This is a genomic window from Agromyces sp. NPDC057679 (genome assembly GCF_042799635.1).
Classification (GTDB): Bacteria; Actinomycetota; Actinomycetes; order Actinomycetales; family Microbacteriaceae; genus Agromyces.
The window spans coordinates 1-17,763 of record NZ_JBHVIK010000004.1; the positions used below are offsets into that span (position 1 = coordinate 1).

General features: G+C 65.8%; 18 protein-coding genes. 14 read left to right on the forward strand and 4 right to left on the reverse strand.

Translation table 11 applies throughout. The features are described from left to right. Both nrdF and ACFVAJ_RS16290 read left to right on the forward strand, forming a co-directional pair. A partial coding sequence (gene nrdF / locus ACFVAJ_RS16285; protein ID WP_376945854.1) for a class 1b ribonucleoside-diphosphate reductase subunit beta occupies positions 1–915 on the forward strand: 915 nt, incomplete at its 5' end. Positions 916–1,116: 201 nt separating this feature from the next. Beyond that, positions 1,117–1,473, forward strand: a complete 357-nt coding sequence (locus ACFVAJ_RS16290) for a helix-turn-helix transcriptional regulator (protein ID WP_376945855.1) — start codon at positions 1,117–1,119, stop codon at positions 1,471–1,473. A gap of 267 nt (positions 1,474–1,740) precedes the next feature. On the opposite strand, the gene ACFVAJ_RS16295 is transcribed toward ACFVAJ_RS16290, so the two are convergent. After that, a complete protein-coding gene (locus ACFVAJ_RS16295) occupies positions 1,741–2,115 on the reverse strand; it encodes a helix-turn-helix domain-containing protein (RefSeq protein ID WP_376945856.1) in 375 nt (124 codons plus the stop codon). Between the two features lie 867 nt (positions 2,116–2,982). Here ACFVAJ_RS16295 and ACFVAJ_RS16300 point away from each other — a divergent pair. The 9 genes from ACFVAJ_RS16300 (at position 2,983) to ACFVAJ_RS16340 (ending at position 9,149) form a co-directional block, all read left to right on the forward strand. Further along, entirely contained in the window at positions 2,983–3,420 is a 438-nt protein-coding gene (locus ACFVAJ_RS16300) for a hypothetical protein (protein WP_376945858.1), read from the forward strand. 42 nt (positions 3,421–3,462) lie between these two features. After that, positions 3,463–3,780 carry a hypothetical protein gene (locus tag ACFVAJ_RS16305; RefSeq protein ID WP_376945859.1) on the forward strand — a complete coding sequence of 106 codons (318 nt, stop codon included), beginning with the start codon at positions 3,463–3,465 and terminating at the stop codon, positions 3,778–3,780. Positions 3,781–3,878: 98 nt separating this feature from the next. Beyond that, the gene (locus tag ACFVAJ_RS16310; RefSeq protein ID WP_376945860.1) at positions 3,879–4,613 is read left to right on the forward strand and encodes a hypothetical protein; all 735 of its coding nucleotides are present in this window, start codon (positions 3,879–3,881) and stop codon (positions 4,611–4,613) included. 143 nt (positions 4,614–4,756) lie between these two features. Further along, complete coding sequence (locus ACFVAJ_RS16315; RefSeq protein WP_376945862.1) at positions 4,757–5,935, forward strand: ATP-binding protein; 1,179 nt, start codon at positions 4,757–4,759, stop codon at positions 5,933–5,935. 24 nt (positions 5,936–5,959) lie between these two features. Continuing rightward, positions 5,960–6,295: a hypothetical protein gene (locus ACFVAJ_RS16320; protein WP_376945864.1), complete on the forward strand. Its 336-nt coding sequence runs from the start codon at positions 5,960–5,962 to the stop codon at positions 6,293–6,295. Between the two features lie 171 nt (positions 6,296–6,466). After that, on the forward strand, positions 6,467–7,366 hold the full coding sequence (locus ACFVAJ_RS16325; protein ID WP_376945866.1) for an ATP-dependent DNA ligase: 900 nt from the start codon (positions 6,467–6,469) through the stop codon (positions 7,364–7,366). A 422-nt stretch (positions 7,367–7,788) separates the two neighbouring features. Next, complete coding sequence (locus ACFVAJ_RS16330; protein ID WP_376945868.1) at positions 7,789–8,061, forward strand: transglycosylase SLT domain-containing protein; 273 nt, start codon at positions 7,789–7,791, stop codon at positions 8,059–8,061. Between the two features lie 21 nt (positions 8,062–8,082). Beyond that, positions 8,083–8,481 (forward strand): hypothetical protein, encoded by a 399-nt coding sequence (locus ACFVAJ_RS16335; RefSeq protein WP_376945870.1) that lies wholly within the window; start codon positions 8,083–8,085, stop codon positions 8,479–8,481. Between the two features lie 2 nt (positions 8,482–8,483). Next, entirely contained in the window at positions 8,484–9,149 is a 666-nt protein-coding gene (locus ACFVAJ_RS16340) for a hypothetical protein (RefSeq protein ID WP_376945871.1), read from the forward strand. Positions 9,150–9,202: 53 nt separating this feature from the next. Here ACFVAJ_RS16340 and ACFVAJ_RS16345 read toward each other — a convergent pair whose 3' ends face one another. The 3 genes from ACFVAJ_RS16345 to ACFVAJ_RS16355 form a co-directional block, all read right to left on the reverse strand. Then, positions 9,203–10,066, reverse strand: a complete 864-nt coding sequence (locus ACFVAJ_RS16345; protein ID WP_376945872.1) for a hypothetical protein — start codon at positions 10,064–10,066, stop codon at positions 9,203–9,205. A gap of 403 nt (positions 10,067–10,469) precedes the next feature. Then, entirely contained in the window at positions 10,470–11,429 is a 960-nt protein-coding gene (locus ACFVAJ_RS16350; protein WP_376945873.1) for a hypothetical protein, read from the reverse strand. A 2-nt stretch (positions 11,430–11,431) separates the two neighbouring features. Next, positions 11,432–13,486 carry a hypothetical protein gene (locus tag ACFVAJ_RS16355; RefSeq protein ID WP_376945875.1) on the reverse strand — a complete coding sequence of 685 codons (2,055 nt, stop codon included), beginning with the start codon at positions 13,484–13,486 and terminating at the stop codon, positions 11,432–11,434. Positions 13,487–13,980: 494 nt separating this feature from the next. Here ACFVAJ_RS16355 and ACFVAJ_RS16360 point away from each other — a divergent pair, with 494 nt between their 5' ends. The 3 genes from ACFVAJ_RS16360 to ACFVAJ_RS16370 are packed head-to-tail and all read left to right on the forward strand — an operon-like array spanning position 13,981 to position 17,748. Beyond that, positions 13,981–17,058 carry a hypothetical protein gene (locus ACFVAJ_RS16360; protein WP_376945877.1) on the forward strand — a complete coding sequence of 1,026 codons (3,078 nt, stop codon included), beginning with the start codon at positions 13,981–13,983 and terminating at the stop codon, positions 17,056–17,058. Further along, positions 17,051–17,572 carry a hypothetical protein gene (locus ACFVAJ_RS16365; protein WP_376945879.1) on the forward strand — a complete coding sequence of 174 codons (522 nt, stop codon included), beginning with the start codon at positions 17,051–17,053 and terminating at the stop codon, positions 17,570–17,572. The genes ACFVAJ_RS16360 and ACFVAJ_RS16365 overlap by 8 nt, the downstream gene beginning before the upstream one ends. Next, positions 17,569–17,748, forward strand: a complete 180-nt coding sequence (locus ACFVAJ_RS16370; RefSeq protein WP_376945881.1) for a hypothetical protein — start codon at positions 17,569–17,571, stop codon at positions 17,746–17,748. Before ACFVAJ_RS16365 ends, ACFVAJ_RS16370 begins: the two co-directional genes overlap by 4 nt. Positions 17,749–17,763 lie beyond the last annotated feature (15 nt).

Here is a 17,763-nt window from a genome sequence, read left to right on the forward strand (position 1 = left end):
GACGACAAGGACCTCGAGGTCTGGAACCGCCTGGTGAACAACTTCTGGCTGCCCGAGAAGGTGCCGCTGTCGAACGACATCCAGTCGTGGAACACGCTGACGCCCGAGGAGCAGACGCTCACGATGCGCGTGTTCACGGGCCTCACCCTGCTCGACACGATCCAGGGCACGGTCGGTGCGGTCTCGCTCATCCCCGACGCGATCACCCCGCACGAGGAGGCCGTCTACACGAACATCGCGTTCATGGAGTCGGTGCACGCGAAGAGCTATTCGTCGATCTTCTCGACGCTCTGCTCGACGAAGGAGATCGACGAGGCGTTCCGCTGGTCGACGGAGAACCCGTACCTGCAGAAGAAGGCCCAGATCGTCCTCGACTACTACCGCGGCGACGACCCGCTGAAGCGCAAGGTCGCGTCGACGCTGCTCGAGAGCTTCCTGTTCTACTCGGGCTTCTACTTGCCGATCTACTGGTCGAGCAAGGCGAAGCTCACCAACACCGCCGACCTGATCCGCCTCATCATCCGCGACGAGGCCGTGCACGGGTACTACATCGGCTACAAGTTCCAGAAGGGTCTCGAGCAGGAGACCGAGGCACGCCGGCAGGAGATCAAGGACTACACGTTCAACCTGCTGTTCGAGCTCTACGAGAACGAGATCCAGTACACCCAGGACCTGTACGACTCGCTCGGCCTGACGGAGGACGTCAAGAAGTTCCTGCACTACAACGCGAACAAGGCCCTCATGAACCTCGGCTACGAGCCGATGTTCCCGAAGCAGGTCACCGACGTGAACCCGGCGATCCTGTCGGCGCTCTCGCCGAACGCCGACGAGAACCACGACTTCTTCAGCGGGTCGGGGAGCTCGTACGTCATCGGAAAGGCAGAGTCCACCTCGGATGAAGACTGGGATTTCTGATTGTCAGATTCCATCCAACTTGATCCTTCGATCGATCAAGTTGATCCTGCTTCAAGCTAGGTGATCCTGATCCACCTACTTGATCCATGACAGCTCTGGCCCCACCGGAATGAGGTGAGCTTACCTCTGATCCAGGTTGGCGGCCAGAGCTGTCAGGCGTTGGGCACAAAGTCCGGTTGGGCTGAGAGGGAGCTACTTGAGATGCCATCAACGATCGGTCTTCGCGTTCGAATGTTCCGTGAGAATCTCGGGATCAACCAGCACGAAGCAAGCCTGCGCGCCGGCGTATCGCAGTTGTCGTGGAGCTCGATCGAGGGCGACCTGAAGACACCATCGGCCGGCGAGGCGCTCGGCATCTCCAGGGCTCTCGGCGTCACGATAGGCACGATCACCGGCATGAGTGCCATCAGGGAGCGCGTCGTAGCGCAGGTTCCAGCTCTCGAAATCGATGAGGCGGACCTCGAACCGATAAGGGAAGAGATGCTCTCCCTGCTCGAATCAGCCGCCGAACTTGTCGACAAGGGATACCTCGACAGGCGACCGAATCAGCACTCATGATCCGCCCTGCGATCACCCACGGCGACCGTTTCGCCTGAACGCCGAAACAGCAGCACGAATAGAGGCATGGCCCGTTCTCGCGGGCCATGCCTCTGCCAATTCCGAATGTTGCCTAACTCCGAGGAGCCAGAGGGCCGAGTTCACCACCGGATAGTGAGCGGCCCCAGGCAGCCCATGGGCGTCTGGGGCATGACGCTTCGGTGGACGTGGCGTCGACCTACCCGCGCTGCTCAAGTTACGGAACGTACTCGAGCGCGAGGACATTCCTCAGTTTCGGTGCTCCGAAGCCCAGTGCCTGCCGACTCCGATGTACCTGAGATGTGTGTCGAGGTCGAGCATCGATTCGATCTGCTTCAGCACCCCACTCATCGCGTCCAGCTCCTCTGGGCCCGCCGCCGCCCTGTTCCGCCGGACAGCGAAGACGACGTCGCCTCCGGTACTGACGGCACTGAGCAAGGACCCCAGGCTCGCGCCCAGCGATGTCGCGATCCCGCTCAGCTGCCCGAGGGTGGGTTCGAGCTCGCCCGACTCGATCTTCGCCCAGGCGTCCGGCGAGATGCCTGCGGCATGTGCCGAGTCGGACTGGCTGCGACCTGTCACAGCTCGTCGGTGTCCAATCCACTCTGCGATCGCGTTCATCATTCTTCTCCGAGGTCGGCTGCACATGAGAAGGCAGAGCTCGGCGCGATTCGTCGTTACTGGGACGCTCATCTCGCGAAGTCGAGCTGCCACCACCTACATGCGCAGCAACCGCATTCTGCCGACATTCCTAAGAATCGGCACTCCGAGGCCCTTCTGCTCTCGGACTCCAACGTGCCTGAGATATGCCTCGAGCATCGAACCGATCCTGTTCAACACCCCGGTGTCAGATGCGGCGACGACCTGTCTCACCTGTGGCTACTCGCGGCGGCCAAGTCGCCGCTGTCCAGAGTCGCGGCCAATACTCCGAGTGAGGAGCTCTATCCGTTCTTCAGCACGCTGCGCTCGGATGATCAGCGTGCGCTCACGCGCCGTGACCGACGAACGCTGCTCATGAGCGGCACGACGGGCTGCCACGGTTTCCTGGCTGAGCGGAATGTAGTTGAGGCCCACGACCGACCGCCCTTCTTCCCTCGCAGTGCGCTCTCTGTAGAACGCTGCGCGGCATCCCATGTTTCCAAGTCATCCGCGTCGTAAGTGTTCAGTCGAGGCGCAATTGCCCGCCAGACCTACCTGACACCGAAAAGCACGCACAGGATCAAGTAGTTTGAACGCCCCACACAGCACCGGAATGTCTCAGCGCATGGAGGTCTTGGATCAAGTAAGCGCGAACGGGATCAAGATGCCTGATCGCTCACACTGAGAGATCCTCACCTCAGCGTGATTGACATTATTGTTCCGCCCGCGGAGCAATACTGTCAACCCGGGCGCTCGCGTCCCCTGCACTCGGCCGCCGGTCGCGGATTAATTGTAGAGATCCGCGCTGCCGGCGGCCGACCATAATTTATTCGACGAGCGAGCCTCACCGGGATGCAACGCATGACTCAACACTCCGCCGGATCCACGATGTCGTCGGCGCACATGTTGAGCGCACGCAGCGCCGCTGAAATCTCCTTCCGTCTCCTTTCCCTCGGGGACGAATCCATGGCGCTCCGCATGATCGTCCAATCGCTCGACCACTTCCGACACGCAGGCACACCTGAGCTGATCGCAGACTTCCTCGTCGAGCCCGGAAGTACCGGCGACATCCGCTGGGACGCTCTCCTCGCCGGGGCCGTTGCGTGGACAGCGAAAGATCTCGGGCACCCAGCACCCGCATGGACCGACGTGCCTCCGCTCGAGGAGGAATGGGTTCCGCTCTGCGAAGGCGCCGGCGACGCCTACCTGAACCTGCTTCGACGTGACGCGGAGCCAGACCTCATGAAGCGCAACATCGTCATGGGGGCGAAGGACATGCTCTGTGCGTGAACGATCGCCTACGTCTTGCGGATCTGCAATAGGATCGCGGCCATGGAACGAACCCGCGGTGCGCTGCTGCAGCGACTCGAGCTGAACGCCCACTTCGCCGATGACCTGGCCGCGGCGGACCTGCCGGGAGGGTTCATCGTCGTATCCGCCGGAGAAGCACAGATGTGGGCAGAATCCGATGGACAGATCTCGATCTTGAACGCAGACCGAAAGACGATGACCAGAGTGCTGGTAGCGGCCGCCCGGCAGACGATGACCGGCCCAACCGTCGACCTGGCGGATTTCATCCCAGCACCCACCCACCCCATGGATATCGGGTTCAACAACGTGGCCGTGACGTACCGAAGCATGGCCCGATAGAGCCGAGCCCCACGGAGCCGGACCGCCACTAGTCGACGCGCCGTCGTGGCTGGGAGAATCATTCCTCCGGCCGGAGGTTCGGGCCTAGGGTTGGCCTCATGCGCGCAATCAGTGGCGATCTTCCTGTGGGTGACTACAAGGTCACGCGCGATGTGATCGCAGGGCCGATGCGAATCGTTCGGCTCAACGGAAACGAGGTCGCCTCCGTCGAGGTTCTCGGTGACGCGACCTCGAAGGACTACAGCAACGCCCTGGGGATGGGCGCCGCTGGCGCAGTCATCGCCGGGCCTCTCGGCGGAATCGCCGGCGCTGCCTTCTCGGCACGAAATCAGGCAGGATCGCTGATCAAGTTGAGCTTCCGTGACGGTCGCGCGGTCGTCGCAGCCGTCACGAGCGCCGAACATCAGCTGATCCTCCAGGCCATCGCACCGCGCGAGCCGGGCAAGCTCGAGAACTTGCTTCTGTGGAGGAACGCTACTCCGGTCACCGCTGCCAATGGTCACCAAATGCTCCACGGTTTCCTCTGGCGCGAGAAGGCCCGCGGCAAGCCCGCGCTGCAGATCAGGCTCTGGGACCACATCGTCGAGTGGGACTACATACATGACGAAGAGGCACGCCGGCCGGGGACCCAGGTGGCCCGCATTGCGCTCGAGGATGTCCGCTCAATCGAGGCCCATGTCGCTGGTGGCGCGGAGCGGGGAGTGCTGGTGGTGCACGCGTTCGACCGCCGTTACGAGTTCCCGGGCACCGCGTACAACGTGACAATGGCGACACGCGTCTACGAGCAGCTGATCCTGGAGTCTGCGGAGGCTGAAGAGGAGCCGGCGACCTGAGCTGGCGAGGCGATGTAGGGAAATCCACACCGCGCGATGCCGGGATATCCCGACACGGCGAAGTTCACGCGTAAACCGTGGTTCGCGAGTAAACTCGTAAACCAGTAAACCGTTTCTGCGGAGTAAACCGAGATGGAGACCCGATGAACGCCCCCAGCCCGTTCCGCGCCGGTTTCGGCAAGGTACCTCCAGTCCTCGCCGGCCGCTCCGAGATCCTGAAGGGGTTCACCGACGCCATCCAAGCAGGATCATGGGGCACCGAGCGAGCCGTACTACTTCGCGGATTCCGAGGCGTCGGGAAGACCGTGACGCTCGAAACCCTGCGCCGCATCGCTGAAGACTCCGGCTGGGTGACGATCGACGAGACTGCGTCACCGGGCTTCCTCGACCGGATGCTGAAGAAGCTCCGCAAGGCAGTGCAAGACCGGAAGCCGGCGGGCACCACCCGGCTGAAGTCCGTCGAGATCGCAGCCGTCGGGGGAGTGGAGCTCGAGCACATAGACAGCGCCGCGATCGACCCCACACTCGAGAGTCTCCTGGAGGAGCTCGCCGAGCTCGTCGAACCGGACGGTGGCGTTCTCTTCACCCTCGACGAGGTCAGTCAGACCACCATCGGCGAGTTCCAGTCGTTCGTCGGCGCACTGCAGCGGAGCATCAGCAGGGACCGTGAAGTGGCTGTCGTCCTCGCCGGCTTGCACTCGGACATCGCCGCGATCCTCCAGGAAGGCACCGCCACCTTCCTCCGCCGCGCCCACAACGAGAACCTCGACCTGCTCGACTACGCCTCCACGCTCGAGGCCCTGCGCGACCCGATCACCTCGCACGGGCGCACCATCGCCGCCGGCGCCCTCGACTACGCCGCTGCAGCATCGCAGGGGTACCCGTTCCTCACCCAGCTCATCGGAGATCTCGCCTGGCGACAGCATGCCGACGAGCGAGAGATCACCCTGGCGGACGTAAAGACCGCGTCGAAGAAGGCTAAGCGGAGGATCGGCGCCAGCATCCACGAGCCGTCCATCGCGCACCTCAGACCGTTCGACCGCACGGTGCTCGTCGCGATGGCGCAGGATGACGGACCTTCGAAGGTGGGCGATCTCCGCCCGAGGCTCGACGACGCATCCAAGCAGCATCTGAACAACGCCCGGGCCCGACTCCTGGATGCAGGGATCGTCTTCACCCCCAAGCGCGGCGAGCTCGACTTCGCGCTGCCGTACCTCCGCGACTACCTCCGTGAGCACACCGTCACGGACGCGATGGGCGCCTCATCACGGGATATCGCGGACGCCCGATCGAAGTTCCCGCCGCCGCCCGAGGACCTCTGAGCCGAGTCCGCGCATGGTGTCCCCGTGACCAACAACATCAACGACAGCCTGCAGCCCATCGACCTCTCCAAGCCCGTCGTCGACGGACCGGAGGTCTCCGAGTCCGGTGCAGAGGACACGAATATCTCCAAGAGTTCCCGGAACTCGTTCGTCATGGAGCTCGCCCTCGAAGGCGCCGCGCGCCGATACCCCGATGGCGTGCCGGCCTCAGTCCTGAAGGCGGTCTCGAAGGAGCTCGGTCAGAGTAAGCGCCGTGTGGACTTCGGCATCTTCGACATGGGGCTCTGGGGTCTCCTGGCGGTCTTCCTGATCACGACCGCGGCGTACAACATCACTGAGCTGATCATCACCCGCGGCTGAACCCAATCGACAGCTGCTGCAGTCAGAATCGTCGATCCTGGCGGCTGCAGCTGTCGAACTACATCCTGGGCGTACCGTAAGCGCATGGCGATCCCTTTCGCTGTACCTCCTGCTGTCGCGCTCGCTCGAGCTGCGGACCGGCTTCCGGCGCCCGACTCGCTCCCCGGCGGGGTGCGGTACGAACCGAAGCTGGATGGGTTCCGCGCTGTCATCGCCGTCGACTCCGGGACGGTGTCGGTTTGGTCGAGGCAGCAGAAGAGACTCACCGACTGGTTCCCAGAGGTGGCGGCCGCGGCCGCCGCGCAGATCCCGGACGGCGTCGTCGTCGACGGCGAGATCGTTGCCATCTCCGCAGGCCGGCTGGATTTCGAGGTACTGCAACGACGTCTCGGGACAACCGCAACTCGAGCCGCACGGCTCGCGCGCGATCAGCCGGCAAGCTTCGTCGCATTCGACGTGCTCGCCGTGCTTGGCGTCGACGTCCGACCGCACACGCTCCACGCACGGCGTGAGCTCCTCGTCGAGCTCGCGGCGGAGTGGTCGCCACCGCTGCAGCTCGGCTGGCAGAGCAGGGAACTCGAGCAGGCGACAGCCTGGTTCAATGAGCTCACGAGCGTCGGCATCGAGGGGATCGTCGCGAAAGGTGCCGCGCAGCCGTACGCCGGCGACGCCCGCGACTGGGTGAAGGTGAAGCGGCGGGACGTCGTCGACGTCATCATCGGCGCAGCCTTCGGTCCGATCGATCGCCCAGAAGCACTTGTCGTCGGCCTGTACGACGAGGGCGGCAGGCTGAGGGTTGCAGGACGGACCTCACCGCTGAAGCCGTCGCAGGCTCGGCAGGTGGGCTCACTGCTGCGGCCTCCAAGTGGGGCGCACCCATGGCCGACGGTCCTGTCGCCCGGAGCGCTCGGCGGTCGCTTCACAGGCGCCCGCGAGCTGGTGAGATTGACGCTGGTCGACCCGGTCGCTGCGGAAGTCTCCGCGGATGTCGCGATGTCAGGTCGCTCGTTCCGGCATCTCGTCCGCTTCGTGCGGTTGCGACCGGATCTGCCTGCAGGCCCGAACTCCTGACGTCGGGCGACCTTTCGCGCTGCCGAGGATGCCGCCCACATACCTCCCGGAACACGGGAGGTGCGATGGGTCGCCATGTCATGCCGCGCGCGACGCGGCCGCCACGCGCACCTCGTGCAGACCCTCTGAAGACTGCCAGCGCAGTGACCGCCGCAGTGCTCGCCATGACGTTCGGAGCCACGCCGGTTCAGGCATCCACGACGCCGCTCCCATGGAAGGAGCCCGAACCTCGCGGGCCAGGACAGTCGATCACTGTGTCCGCTGATGTCACGATCATCACGGTCGGCACGGAAAGCTACCTCGCGCTTCCACCGCCGCCACCTCCACCCCCGCCGCCTTCGCCAACACCGCAGGCAACTCAGGTTGCCGCGACGCCCCTTCCGCCGGCGAACCCGAGCGAAGCGCAACAGGTCGCCGCGGAGATGGTTGCCGCCCACGGGTGGAGCACCGCCGAGTTCGGATGCCTCGCCGCGCTTTGGGAGAAGGAATCGAACTGGCGGTACACCGCGAAGAACCCGAAGAGCGGTGCGTACGGCATCCCGCAGGCGTACCCGGCGTCGAGGATGGCGGCCGCCGGCGCCGACTGGGAGACGAACCCGACCACGCAGATCATCTGGGGTCTCGGATACATCGCCAACCGGTACGAGACGCCGTGCAAAGCATGGGCTCATTCCGGTGCGACCGGGTGGTACTGAACCGCCGCACACGTACGCGGCATGAGCACCCTCACTGCCTCCCAGCCCATTTCCGCCGAAGCTCGCGCCGCTCGCGAGGACGCCCGTCGAGGCGACGGTCAGTTCGGTTCGCAGAGCCACTCCGCCGCCGAGATCACCATCCCGGTGATCCGTCCGCTCGAGTCGGCGTTCATCAACGAGTCGGAAGCGAACCGGCAGTCGGCATGGGAGTTCGTGAAGATCTTCCCGAACGCCACCGCGACCGACTTCGAGGAGGCGCTGTTCTGCAACTTCGAGTCGATGAACGAGTACTACAAGGAGCTGAACGACCCGGAGTCGCAGCTGGTGCTGCGCCGGGACGCGTTCTCCGTCATCCACATCCAGGAGGACGGCGTCGCGATCTTCGAGGACTCCAAGTTCTCCCACCTCCGGAAGGACTGACCATGACAGCGGATGCGTACGTCCGCGACCGGGTCGGGAAGTTCGCCGAGCACGCCCACACCCCTGCGGACGCCGACGAGATCTTGTCGTGGCTGAACACGCCTCCTGCCGGCGGGTCCGTTGACCCGAGCGACGCTCAGGCTCAGACCATCAGCCAGCTCGCCGACCACGGGTTGGTGTACCTGCGAGCAGCAACGTACGGCCAGGTCGTAGCAACCGTCCTCAGCGAGGAAGGAACGCTCACCGAGGTGCGACTCTTCGAGAACGGAATGGTGACGGAAGCCTCCGCACTCGACGAGCCCGGCGTCGAGTGGCGTTCCGCGCACGATGACGACGCCGTCGCTGACCTGCTGTACGGCGACCACCTCGGGTTCCCATCCAGCATCGCGATCGCACCGACCGCGGCGCAGGCGGACCTGATCGGACGTCTCGACGGGAACGGGAAGGCAGCCACCAGCATTCGCCGGGAAGATGCCGGCGGGACCCTGTCGGCGCTCACCGTCCTGGCGCACGGAACCGCGGCGCCCCTGAGAAGCATCATCTCGCCGGACGGCGACCTGCTCTCCGCTGGTCGCCTCACCGAAGGCTCCGAAGGCGAGCTGTATTGGAGGAACATCGGCCCGCGGGAGCTCAAGCGAATCTCTCGTGACGGGCCCTTCCCGAGATAGAAGCGCACAGCAGAAGAGGCGGCAACCGTTCCTGGTTGCCGCCTCTTGGTGTCTCAGGCGAACGGAGAGTCGATGCCGAGCTCTTCGTGGCAGACGACCTTCGCGACCTGCTTGCAGCTGGACAGCAGTCCGGACGCCTCAGCGTTCTTCATGCCGAGCTCCTCGGCGATCTCCTTCGAGGTGCGGATCACCGACGGTTCGTCCATAGCCTGACCGATCCAGAGGGTGGCGACCTTTCCGAGGAGCGGCGACACCATCACGCAGCCGGCGATGATCGAGTCGACCAGCTGCGGCGCCTCAACGGACGACAGCGCGGAGTCGTCACTGGTCGGCGCTGCACGCCACACAGTGTCGCCGTAGACCTCCATCATCCCGTCCAGCGACTGGGTGCCTGTGGTGCGGAGGTCGGCGAGGGTGACGAGCGCACCCTGCTTCTGCGGGTCCTTCCGGGTCGCGTACGCGAGTCGGTTGACCTCGTCGACGACCTCCTGGTCGGAAGGTTCCCGTCCGAGGCTGATGGTCAGCTCCTTGCGGGTCTTGTTGATCTTCGACAGCCGCCGGCTGGCGCCGGACGCCGAGGAGAACCCGGTCCGCTCCGACGAGTGGAAGAACGCGAACGCGGCACGCTCGGCGATGCGCTTGAAGAACGAGTAGTAGTTCATGATCGGCGGGTCGTTCGGGCTCTCGAGCTCCTTGCGGATCGCTTCGGAGACCTCGAGGCTGATGACGTTGTACACGTCATCGGAGTACATCATCTGCCGGTCACCGTGCGAACGGCAGGCGTCCCTCGTCCAGCCCCAGATGTGTCCGGAGAAGTCCCGCAGCATGCGGTTGAGCGACCGGTTCACGTCGGCAGATTCGAGCTTCCGTGCCGCGTGGATACGGGTGGCGAAGAAGGTGGACACGTCAGGAGTCATCGGGCACCTCCGGTCGGAGCCGGCGCCCATGGGAAGCCAGGCCAGGGTTCAGTTCGGAGGGGGCTGACGGTGTCCAGCCACGCGAGGAATCGGCGGCCGCCGGCGCGGCTGTCGAGAAGCCATGCGACGGTCATGTCGCGCGGCCGAGTGCTGACGTTCAGGAGGGTGCGGAGCCGGTCGAGGACCTTCGCTGCGCGCGCTTCTCCGACACCGGGGGTGGAGAGGAGGACCTGGCGGAGCGGGATCCGGAGGAGAGGGCGGCCTTCCGTGGTCGCTGCGAACTCGAAAAGGTCCCGCTGGGTGAAGACACCCTCCGCGAGGTTGATGAGGGCCTCAGCGCGGAGCTCGTTCGCCTTCGCGCGTGCGTCGTTCGCGACCGACAGCGGGGTGGATGGGGCGGACATTAGATGCCACCGCCGATCCGGCGGTCCGCGAACTCGCGGAGCTCACTCTCAGGGAGCCCTTCAGCGAACACTTCGGGGACGTGGCCTGCGGTGAGAGCGGCGGCGGCGCGCTTCGCGCCGAGGTGCTCTTTCGGGTACTGGGCGTTGTAGAGCTCCACGAGCTCTTCGAGGGAGGTGACGTTCGCCTTCGCGTGAATGCGACGGACCTTCGACCCGATGTGCGGGTCACCGATGACACGGCGCACCTCACCGAGCGCGGAGCGCTTCAGGTTCCATGAGAAGAACCGGGCCGGGTCGAACTTGTCGAACGCGGTGGGGCCGAGCGCCTGCTCGACCATCCGGCCGACGATGGACGTCTCGCCCTTCCCGAAGAGCATGTGGGTGAGCAGTTCGTCGACCCGCTGCTCGTCGAGGACGGCGGGGATGGAGCGGCCGTGATACTCGGAGAACTCCTGCGCCAGCTGCTTGCTGGCCTCGGTGATCTTGGTCCGGGTGTACTCCTCGAAGGACTGGACGACCTGCCACCGGGCGACGGCGCCGTCTTCGACGAGTTTCTGGACGCGTCGCTGCAAGTCACGCCGTGAGAACGCTGCTTCGATCGTTCCACCGACCTGGCCGGGGACCTGTTCGACCTGTCCTTCGCGGGTGACCTGAACCTGCCCGCTGAGGCGGTGGCCCATGTTCGTGATCCGCCAGTCGAGGCAGACCTGCTCGTCGGAGCTAAAGAACTGCAGTGCAGGATCGGACCATTCGATCCGTGCGGGCAGGACGAGGTTCTTGTTCTTGATCGCCTTCAGGCCGACGTCGATCGCGGGCTTGAGCATCGCCCAGGTGGGGAGGCGGACGATGACGGTCTCGCCGTCGGCTGCCTGGCTGAGATCGGCTTCCTCGGCGGTCCGGCCGATGAGGATCCGGTCGATCCCCTCGACGAGCTCGAGCATCTGTGGGAAGTGGGTCACTTTCATCGGCGACCGCCCCCGAACAGGCCCCGACGTTTCGGCCGGGTGGCGTCCTCCTGGAATGCCGGGTTTCCGGTGACCTGGAGGAGGACGGTGTCGAGGAGGGGACGGACTGCCGGGTCGTCGGACACGATGCGGCCGCGGTCGAGCTGGTCCTTGACGTGTGTCGAGACGGCGGTCGTTCCGGCGAAGCGGGCGTAGGAGCCGAACTTCCGGTCGACACCGGACGCGGAACTGTGGTCGAAGTTCTCCACCCGGGTGACGGCGAGGAGCTGGCGTTCGCGGGTGAGGCCTCGGGCGCCGTACATCTTGAGGGCGGCGATGAGGTTGTCGACCGACTCCTTGGCGAACTCGGTGATGGCGACACCCCAGGCGTCGCCGATCATCTTCGGGACCATGACGTTGTCGATGAGGCCGGAGTTGTCGGTGGCTTCGACGGTCTGGGTGTCGACGATGACGAGGTCGGCGACGGTGCGGGCGTGGTCGATGATCTGGCTGTAGACGGACCAGGTCGCGCCGGTGATGTCGGCTTCGGAGCGGGGAGGTGCGAGGACGACAGCGAAGTCGATCGGGTCGAGAGTGCTGGCTCGTACGTTCGAAGCGAGGAGGTCGTCGGGCATGACGATCGCGTCGGCCGGGTTGCCGCTGACGGATGCGTCGTAGGCGGATCGGATGATCGCGTCGTCGGCGATGCGGAGCATGGTCCGGATGCCGCCCTGGCCGCGGTTCATGTCGATGAGGCAGACGCGGAGCCCCTTCGCTGCGGCTCGGTGGGCAAACTGCATCGCGAGGCTGGTCTTGTTGACGCCGCCCTTGTACGCCCAGGTGAAGACGAGGGCGCCGTTGCGTCCGCCGGGAGCGGCAGGAGCTGCGGGAGCGGTGGGAGCGGGCGCCGCGGCGAATGCCGGCGGGGTGGGAGCAACATCAACGGGCGCGAACTGCGAATAGTCCTCGGCGGGAGGCGCAACTGGAACGGCGGGAGCCGGAGCAGCGGCCGGCCACCCGGCAGGAGCGGCAGGAGCCACGGGAGCGGCAGGAGCCGGAGCAGCGGGCCACCCGGCAGGCGCAGCAGGCGCGGCAGGCGCGGCAGGCGCAGCAGGCGCGGCAGGCGCGGCAGGCGCGGCAGGCGCGGCAGGCGCGGCGGCAGGCCATCCACCTGTGAAGGTCGGCTCAGCCGCAGGAGCGACCGGCTGCGCCACAGGCTCGGCGACGGGGAACGGGTTCGCAGCCCAAGCCGGCGCTCCCTCAGTGCTGCCGGAAGCAGCGCGTCGGCCGTGAGCGGTCGGGTCGTACTCAGGGGCAGGAGCCGCGGGCGTGACAGGCTCAGGCCACCCCTCCGGGGTCTTCGCACCCCAGGCGGGTGCAGGAGCCTGGACGGGCTCGACGGCCGGGGTGTTGAACAGCACCTGCTCGGGGCGCTGCAGCGGCTTCGGCTCAGGCACCGGGAAGTCCGCCGACGGGCGCGAGTCCCACGGCGCACGCTGGGCGACCGTCTCAGCAATCGGCTCGGCGATCGGTGCGCTCACTGCCGGCGCTGCAGGCCAACCGGTCGGAGCCGGTTCGGGCTCACCCCAGGAGGCCGGCGCCGCGACAGGAGCTTCCGTGAGTGCAGGCTCACCGACCTGTCCGTCCCGGTGGATCACCAGTTGCGCTCGAGGGTCGGCCGGAACGGGGAACCCGATCATCTCGAGGACCTGGCCCACGGATGCCGGCAGCTGCAGGTACCGGGCGGAGTCGGAGTCGATGAACGGCGGCTCCTCCGGCGCCTCCGCGCGGAGGACGAGCACCGGGCTCACCTGGGCGCTGCGCTGCACCCACGCCTTGAGGCCGACGACGCGGTCCTTCGGGTTCAGCGAGCGGTACGAGGAGACAACGATCGGGATCCGTGTCCCGTTGACGTCGCCCGTGGTCTGGGCGCGAAGGATCTCGTTCCCGATCGCGGCGGCCGCAGATGGGAAATCCGCATCGGTGACGACGCGGAAGCCCAGCTGTCGGAGCGTTTCACTGAGCGCGGGAAGCTCGACGAGACCGAGGGTCGGGGCGTGGAAAGTGTCCATACCCTTCCCTGTGCAGGTTCCGAGAAATCGGCTGGGATCCCAGTGATCACGCGGAACTTGCGGGGGAGGGTGTTGCTGTCCGGGGAAGCGAAAAGCCCCTCAGCACGACGGCTGAGGGGCTTCGTTTCGGAGTTTTGGTGGCTGGTCGCGGCTCTCGGTTACCGGAGTTACCGCCGGTTACCGGCGGTTGGTAACCGGTTCGATCCCAGTGGGGAGTAGGGCGACAGACCCTTCTTCTTTCTTTAGTTACCGAGTTACCAAACAAACAACATCTCTATACGCGAGGGGCATTGATGTCTGGAGGGTTCTATTTCTCCCCTCGCTCTTAATTCCCCTATAGGCATGGTTGTAGATCCGGTAACTCGGTAACCGAGGCAGATTTCGGCACTCTGATCAGGGGAAATCACGTTACCCAGAAGTGGTAACTGCCTGGACACTTCGGTAACCGCGAGGGGCGTTCCAGCCGATTTTCGCGAACTCGCACAGGGAAGGGTATGAGCACAAATTCATCCCAGCCCCGCACTCCGTGGTCCGCTGATGCCTACGCCCCGCAGGTCACGTTCAGCGGCGCGCAGAAGCTCGCCTCCTCCGGCGTCGCCCCGCTCATCGCGGCCGCCCGTGGCTACGAGACCATCGACAGCGCCAACGTCAAAGACTTCGGCAAGACCCACGAGATGGCCGCGAACTCGAAGACGTTCAAGCAGGTCGCCTCGATCGCCCGCCAGTCCGACGCGATGGTCATCCTCTGGTACCAGGCCGACCTCGTCGCCGAAGCGCACAAGCGCAACGTCGACCCGGTGTTCAACACCATGCAGCTGCGCCCCGCCGTTCCACGCGTCAACCCGACCACCGGGAAGTCGCTGAAGTACGAGAACCTGACCGGTTCCGCGTCGGTGATCGACACCCACCCGGCAACGCCGCTCGACTGGTTCACCCAGGCGCCGAAGGTGCTCATCACCGAGGGCGTCATGAAGGGCGATTCCGCGCTCACCGCCCAGCTCCGCGCTGCTGGCATCACCGACGAAGAGCTGCAGGGCGACGGGTACCGAGCCACGCGCACCACCGCGATCCACCGACTCAGCGAGCTCATGGCCCGCGTTCCAGCGAAGGACCGCACGCTCATCGTGTCCTTCGTCGGCGTCGGCAACTGGAAGCAGAACGAGGTCTGGATCTCGCTCAGCCTCCGCGACCGCCAGCTCCTCCTCGCGTTCGACGGCGACATCGCCACGAACTGGAACGTGTGGAGCCAGGCGAACAACCTCTGGGACTTCGCGAAGGGCCGCGGCGCCAACGTCAAGCTCGTTGACCTGCACGTCGAGCCTGACTGGGACCGCGAAGCCGAGGAGCTCGTCAACGCCAACCAGAAGGGCACAGCCCCGCAGCTCGGCGAGAAGGTCGGCCTCGACGACTTCCTCGCCAAGCACGGCGACTGGAAGGACATCCTCGGACGCCTCGCCAACCAGCTCCCGGAGATCCCGTCACGCTCCCGTGACGATGTCGCACCCGGCACCTGGAAGGTCGCGGAGGACGGGAACTCCGTGCAGGAGTACACCGCCCAGAAGGACGACATGGGCAACGTCACGCCCGCCCGTTGGGAGGTGCGCTGCAACATCGGCGGCCGGATCGAAGCAGTCGAAACCCACCGGGCACCCACCCAGCGTGAGATCGAGACCGCAGCGTTCGGTGAAGGCGTCGAAGACGAAGACGTCCCCATGCGTTCCACCGCCCGTATCGTCCTGACCTGGCTGAAGGAGGACGGCGCCCAGGACACCGCAGTCGTCACCGGCCCGTCGACGCTGCTCATGTACCCGCCCAGCGAGTGGGACAAGAAGAAGGCCGAGATCCCGAACAACCTTCTCCTCCACCCCGAGTGGCCGCCGGAGAAGGGGCAGAAGTGGCTCGCGGCGATCAAGGACAACAACGAGGTCCCCGTCCAGCAGAACGTGTCGTGGACCACGATGGGGTACGTCCCCGTCGAGAACTCCAACGTCTGCGCGTACATCTCGGGGAAGAGCGTCATCGCTGCATCCAAGACGGACCGCGACCGCACCGTCGCCGGCGTCACCGAAGTCGTGCTTCCCGGCTCGTCGAAATTCAGCCTGCCCACCCTTCCCGGCGAGCCCGGCGATGAGAGCTGGCTCGCGCAGGTCCGATCCGACCTCGCAGACGTCCGCGAGATGTACATCGAGCGCGGCGTCTGGACTGACCCGTGCGTCGCAGCGGTCGTCCTCGCCGCCGGCCTCCGCCCCACGGTGCCGCTTCGCACCACCACGGTCCTCTACGTCCAGGGCCCTCCCGGACAGGGCAAGTCGTGGACCGTCGCGAAGATCCTCGCGTTCCACCAGGCCCGGAAGACGTGGACGAACAAGCACCTCCCCGGGTCGATGAAGGACACCGGCACGTCGGTCGAGCAGGCCCTCGCTCAGACGAACATCTGGGTGATGGACGACCTCGCGCCGTCGGCGGACCGTCGTCAGTCCGACATGGAGCAGTCCAAGGTCGGAGACATCATCCGCTCGGTGCACAACTCCTCGTCGAAGCGTCGCTCCGGCACCGAGCTGAAGGCCCGCGAGGTGTTCGACCCGAAGGCGCTGCTGATCGCGACCGCGGAGAACGAGCACACCATCAACTCGGTCCGCGACCGCACCGTCATCCTGAACCTCGACAAGAACTCCCTCACCGACGAGGCGGACGCGATGACCCGGTTCCGGGACACCAACTTCGCTCCGGCCCGCCTCACCGTCGCCGCGGTCCAGGCGTACCTGTCGCTCGCGCAGAACCAGTCGTGGGCTGACGTGATCGCGGAGAACGAGAAGCTCGCCGAGTCGTACCGTGAGATCGCCGAGAAGGTCATCGGCGCGAAGGTCGTCTCGGGCAAGTCGATCGCCCGTCACGTCGGCATGGCGGTGGACCTGATGATGGGTCTCGCCCCGGTGCACATCCTCGCGAAGCTCGTCAACGACCGTGAGACGCTGGCGCTGCTGAACCCGCGCCGGAAGGACAACCTCCCGAAGCGGATCGCGGAGATCGTGTCGCGTTCGTTCTCGACGCAGGCTGAGGCGACCCCGGGCCGTTCGCTGCTCGAGGCGATCCGCAACCTCATCCAGTCCGGCGGCGCGCACGTCCTGAACGCCTCCGACCCCGGTATCCCGCCGATGGTGAACGGCAACCGCGCTGAGAACCGCATGCTCGGCTGGCAGTACGACGCGCAGGACAAGCCGCGCCCGCTCGGCGAGTGCATCGGCTACTTCGTCGGTGAGAACGCGATCTTCTTCCAGCCGACGAACGCGTTCCAGACCGCGCAGCGGAAGTACCCGGCTCTCCTGCCTCCCGGCACGGCAGCGTCAGTGTCGTTCGGCAGCCTCTGGAACGAGCAGCTGGCGCACGAGGACTACCTGAACAAGGGCGGCAAGGAGAACCGGATCGACCGGGTCTTCAAGCTGAACGGCCGCTCGACCCGCGGCGTGCCGGTGCACGTCGACATGCTGCTCGGCGCTTCGCTGCCGGACGCCCCGGAACCGGAGATCGACGACATCGACGTGGACGAGGACGACTGGTCGTTCGATGGCTAACAGGCAGAAGCAGAAGGGCGACGCGGGGGAGCGCGACGCGGTCAAGTACCTGCTCGAGCTCTGCCCTGACCTCTGCCGGCCCGGCTCCCAGCGCCACCTGGGGGCCGGGCGCCGCGAGGATGTCGGTGACCTGTGGGTGTTCCGTGAAGCGGCCGTGCAGGTGAAGGCGTACGGGGCTGCAGGGCTGTCCGCAGCGATGTACGACTCGGCAACCTCGGCGGTCATCCAGGCGAAGCACGGACGCGTTCCGTTCGGAGTCGGGATGGTGAAGATGCACAACGCCCGCCCTGGCACGAACCGGTGGATCGCAGCGTCGGTCGGCTGGCCGGACGTGCCCGCGGGGCTCGTCGAGTTCAAGGCGTCGACCGCCGCGGCCGAGTGGGCGAAACGTCTGCCGGCCGACGACCGGTCGGTCGGGATCGTCACCCGGGCAGGTTCTCCGGTGATCCATGTCGCCCCGTTCCACACCTGGGTGGACGCGTTCCGAGAAGCACGGAAGAGCGAAGCGGCATGACCGCCCCGAATCAGGTGGTCGAGGTATTCGACGCCGGCGCCCTCGACAGCGGCGACCCTCTTCGCGCCGCGCGCGGCGCTGTCAACGGGATCATCCTGTCGTTGGGCCTCTGGGGGATCCTGATCGGTGGCACGGCCGCTGCGGTGGCCGTGTTCCGGGCGGTCTGGGGCCCTTGATGATCACGGTCGCGC

Coding starts and splice junctions, on each gene's coding strand:
- ACFVAJ_RS16340 (WP_376945871.1), top strand. CDS start 8,484: ATGACAGCGGATGCGTACGTCCGCGACCGGGTCGGGAAGTTCGCCGAG.
- ACFVAJ_RS16360 (WP_376945877.1), top strand. CDS start 13,981: ATGAGCACAAATTCATCCCAGCCCCGCACTCCGTGGTCCGCTGATGCC.
- ACFVAJ_RS16295 (WP_376945856.1), bottom strand. CDS start 2,115: ATGATGAACGCGATCGCAGAGTGGATTGGACACCGACGAGCTGTGACA.
- ACFVAJ_RS16300 (WP_376945858.1), top strand. CDS start 2,983: ATGCAACGCATGACTCAACACTCCGCCGGATCCACGATGTCGTCGGCG.
- ACFVAJ_RS16330 (WP_376945868.1), top strand. CDS start 7,789: ATGGTTGCCGCCCACGGGTGGAGCACCGCCGAGTTCGGATGCCTCGCC.
- ACFVAJ_RS16365 (WP_376945879.1), top strand. CDS start 17,051: ATGGCTAACAGGCAGAAGCAGAAGGGCGACGCGGGGGAGCGCGACGCG.
- ACFVAJ_RS16370 (WP_376945881.1), top strand. CDS start 17,569: ATGACCGCCCCGAATCAGGTGGTCGAGGTATTCGACGCCGGCGCCCTC.
- ACFVAJ_RS16345 (WP_376945872.1), bottom strand. CDS start 10,066: ATGACTCCTGACGTGTCCACCTTCTTCGCCACCCGTATCCACGCGGCA.
- ACFVAJ_RS16305 (WP_376945859.1), top strand. CDS start 3,463: ATGGAACGAACCCGCGGTGCGCTGCTGCAGCGACTCGAGCTGAACGCC.
- ACFVAJ_RS16310 (WP_376945860.1), top strand. CDS start 3,879: ATGCGCGCAATCAGTGGCGATCTTCCTGTGGGTGACTACAAGGTCACG.
- ACFVAJ_RS16290 (WP_376945855.1), top strand. CDS start 1,117: ATGCCATCAACGATCGGTCTTCGCGTTCGAATGTTCCGTGAGAATCTC.
- ACFVAJ_RS16355 (WP_376945875.1), bottom strand. CDS start 13,486: ATGGACACTTTCCACGCCCCGACCCTCGGTCTCGTCGAGCTTCCCGCG.
- ACFVAJ_RS16315 (WP_376945862.1), top strand. CDS start 4,757: ATGAACGCCCCCAGCCCGTTCCGCGCCGGTTTCGGCAAGGTACCTCCA.
- ACFVAJ_RS16335 (WP_376945870.1), top strand. CDS start 8,083: ATGAGCACCCTCACTGCCTCCCAGCCCATTTCCGCCGAAGCTCGCGCC.